Annotated in this window: 1 protein-coding gene and 1 pseudogene; one reads left to right on the forward strand and one right to left on the reverse strand. The window is 39.4% G+C overall.

Going from position 1 to position 2,265, the window contains the following annotated elements; translation table 11 throughout:
• Positions 1 to 257: 257 nt before the first annotated feature.
• Positions 258 to 1,662, forward strand: a protein-coding gene (locus QT996_RS28270; protein WP_333050803.1) for an IS5 family transposase whose coding sequence is annotated in 2 segments (ribosomal slippage) — positions 258 to 688 and positions 687 to 1,662 — 1,407 coding nt in all. Because the reading frame shifts where the segments join, the coding sequence is not laid out codon by codon here.
• Positions 1,663 to 1,844: 182 nt separating this feature from the next.
• Here QT996_RS28270 and QT996_RS28275 read toward each other — a convergent pair.
• A pseudogene (locus QT996_RS28275) lies at positions 1,845 to 2,192 on the reverse strand (ISAs1 family transposase); the annotation flags it as partial.
• Positions 2,193 to 2,265: the final 73 nt, after the last annotated feature.

Here is a 2,265-nt window from a genome sequence, read left to right on the forward strand (position 1 = left end):
AATAGCATCTATAACTGGATGGGATTACATTTTGTCAGCCCTAGCTACTGTTGCATGATTTTTGAAAATTGGTATAACGCTATCGAGTTCTTGTAAGAATTCTCTAGGCAGTTGTGAAGCTCGTTTAATTCCTAGGTAGGGCTTGCTGAATAATCGCTCGCATATTGCGTGGCCTGGGTTTCGATGGCGTGAGCGAGAATAAAGTGCAAGATAAACAGGTAAAATAGGTCAAAACCCGTGCATCACCACCTGAGATCATGTACAAAAAGGTTGAGCTTGTTCCCATCCCACCCTGGGACTTTGAACTAGCCAACGGCTCTAAATTGTCACCAGAGAACCGTTGGGTAAAGATGGCCCAAGTAATACCGTGGTCTGAATTTGAATCAGAATATGCTCAAAACTTCCCCACAGAAATGGGTGCACCAGCCAAATCATGGAGGATGGCGTTGGGGGCATTAATTATTAAGGAAAAATTAGGAATTAGCGATCGGGAAACAGTAGAACAAATCCGTGAAAACCCGTATCTGCAATACTTTATCGGTCACTCAAGCTACAGTAACGAGCTGCCATTTGACCCATCACTATTGGTTCACTTTCGCCAAAGAATTAGTCCGAACTTAATTAATAAAGTGAATGAACGAATGGTCGAAAAAATGCGCTCCATCACCCCAGTTAAACACGAAAAAAAAAAAGGATTCGGACGCCAAACATGAGTCACCCAATCGCGGAAAATTAATCATAGATGCTACCTGTGCCCCAGCCGACATTACCTATCCGACCGACTTAGGACTATTAAACAAAGCCAGAGTTCATACCGAAAAAATTATAGACATCCTGTATAAACAGATTAAGGAGCAAACCAGTAAAAAACCAAGAACCTACCGTAATCTCGCCCGAAAAAATTACTTATTAATAGCAAAACAAAGAAGACCATCCCGCAACAAAAAAAGACAGGCAATTAAAAAACAACTTCAATATATCAAAAGAAACCTCACTCATATTGAACAGCTAATCGAGTTAGGTGCGACCCTCGAACGCCTGAACACAAAGCAATATAAAACCTTGCTAGTCCTCACAGAGGTCTATCGCCAACAGCAATGGTTATTTGATAACAATAAACAGAGCATTGAGGATAGAATAGTAAGTTTAAGCCAACCCCATATCCGTCCCATAGTCAGAGAAAAAGCAGGGAAAAGCGTAGAGTTTGGAGCCAAACTATCAGCCAGTTGTTTTGAAGGATATGTATTTTTAGACCGGATGAGCTGGGATAACTTTAACGAATCAGGGGACTTAAAAGCACAAGTAGAAGCTTATCATAGCTTCACAGGATACTATCCAGAATCAGTTCATGCCGATCGCATTTATCGTACAAGAGAAAACCGAGCGTGGTGTAAAGAAAAAGGAATTAGAATCAGTGGGTCGCCCCTAGGGAGACCCCCAGCAAATGTAAGTAAAGAAAAAAAGAAGCAAGCCGCATATGATGAGAGAATTAGAAATGCAATTGAAAGCAAGTTTGGGCAAGGCAAACGTACATTTGGTCTGGCTCGGATCATGGCAAAACTTGAGAATACTTCACGGACAGCTATTGCTATTACTTTTCTAGTCATCAACCTTTCTACCCAGGGGGAACGCATCTTATTGAACACTGTTCATCAGTGGTGAGTATATTTTGAGATAAATTCACCATTCTTAGAAGCTACCGACAGGCTTTGTAATGACTTTTTAGATAAAATAGGAACTGATTAATGGTGGTTTTTACTTAATGCTAATTTTGAGACAATAAAAATATTACAACCACTGTTTACAAGTTGTATAATAGTTATTAATGAGTTATTTGTGAGAATTTAGGTAACTGCAACAGCGAGAATCTTAGTCCAATAGTCATCATCCCACCCGGCTCGAAGTCGCTTATTTCTGGCTCCGGTTTTTGAGGTTTTTTCTTGATTCAAAAGATTAAGCGAGATGTGTCTAATCATAGCAAAGTTTTGCGGAGCATTATCTTTTCTAATTCGACAATCATCTTCACGAAAACCCACATCTAATACCCAATGTAAAGAATTTTCAATTCCCCAATGGCTGCGGACTGATTCACCAAATTTTTGAGCATTATTTGGTAAACTACTAATATAATAACGAGTTTCAATAGTTGTTTTTCCTTTCACTATTCTCACGGATTCTATCAGACCTATACTAAGCTGTTGCACATTTAAACTGTGATACACGCATTGCCCTTATTTTTGATTTTACGACCCCACTTAATTATTA

This window comes from Microcoleus sp. S13C4, assembly GCF_036700865.1.
Lineage (GTDB): Bacteria > Cyanobacteriota > Cyanobacteriia > Cyanobacteriales > Microcoleaceae > Microcoleus.